This is a genomic window from Streptomyces sp. LS1784 (assembly GCF_020103755.1).
Taxonomy (GTDB): Bacteria; Actinomycetota; Actinomycetes; order Streptomycetales; family Streptomycetaceae; genus Kitasatospora.
In genome coordinates this window covers 1-1,182 of the sequence record NZ_JAHSQD010001085.1, presented here as the reverse complement: position 1 = coordinate 1,182, position 1,182 = coordinate 1, and the positions used below count along the sequence as shown (strand labels likewise).

1 protein-coding gene is annotated in these 1,182 nt (G+C 72.4%); it reads right to left on the bottom strand.

All coding sequences use genetic code 11. The features are described 5' to 3' along the window. The coding region (locus KS423_RS45820; protein ID WP_224285563.1) for a protein kinase at positions 1-832 on the bottom strand (832 nt) is incomplete at its 3' end. Between the last annotated feature and the right edge of the window lie 350 nt (positions 833-1,182).

Here is a 1,182-nt window from a genome sequence, read left to right as displayed (position 1 = left end):
CGGCCCACGGGCCGAGCGGGGAGGGGCGGCGGTCCGGGTCGCGGGCCAGCGGCTCGCAGGCCCAGCGCGCCAACTCCTCGCTGTAGCCCGCCGCCAGCAGTTCGGCGCGGGCCTGCTCGGCGGCCAGCCGGTGGTCCAGGCGGCCGTGGTCGGGCAGCAGCAGGGTGCGGGCGAGGGTGCCGACCGCGAACAGGTCCTTGGCGGTGGTCGGGAAGCCGCCCACCTGCTCGGCCTCCGGCGGGACGTGCCCGGGGGTGAACACCGCGACGGTCAGGGTGTGGTCCAGCGGGGCGAGGAAGGTCAGGTCGATCAGCTTGACCTGCCCCTGGCCGTCCACCATGACGTTGGCGGGGGAGATGTCGCGATGCACCCAGCGCTTGCGGTGCAGCTCGTCGACGATCCGGCAGAGCCGGGTCAGCACCTCGGCCACCGCCGACGGGCCACCGCGCTGGCCGCGCGCCCACGTGTGCAGCGGCGCACCTTCGACCCAGGGTGAGATCTGGTAGGCCAGCAGCGTGCCGCCAGGCGGGGTGCCGGGCCGGTGCGGGGAGGGGCCGAGCAGGAAGCTGGGCACCACCAGGTCGGTGACGCCGAGCCGGTGCGCATTGTGCGAGACGTCGTCCCAGCGGCCGAGCCAGCGCCGCACCTCGGTCGGGTCGCGCTCCAGCATGATCTTCGCGGCGACCAGCTCCTTGCGCCCGTTGTGTCCGGTGCGAACCGCCCGCCACACCTCGGCCTCGCCGCCCCGGTGGTGGAACTCCAGGAGCTCGTACTGCTCGGGGTCGAACTCCGGCCCGAACCGGAGCCCGGGCACCCAACGCGACTCGGACACACGACCCCCGACGCTTCTGACCGCTGTTGATGTGCTGCCGTGCTGCTGCTGATGTGATGCCCAGGATAGTGCTCTTTCCTGTTCGTCTGTCCGATCGAGGGCCTATTCTGATGGCGTTCGATCAACATCACGACACGGCGTCAACTCATGATCGCCCGCAGCGAGTTGATCATGGAGCGGGCGGTTTCCGAACGCAGGGGGACGGTGCATGGTGCTGTTAGCGGTGCTGCTGGTCGTGGTGGCGCTGACCGGTGCGGCCGCCGTCGTGCTGGCCCGCCGCAGACGGGCCCTGGACGCCGCGACGGTGGCGAAGGCACTGGCCGCGGCCGCCGAGCGGCTCGCCGCCGGCC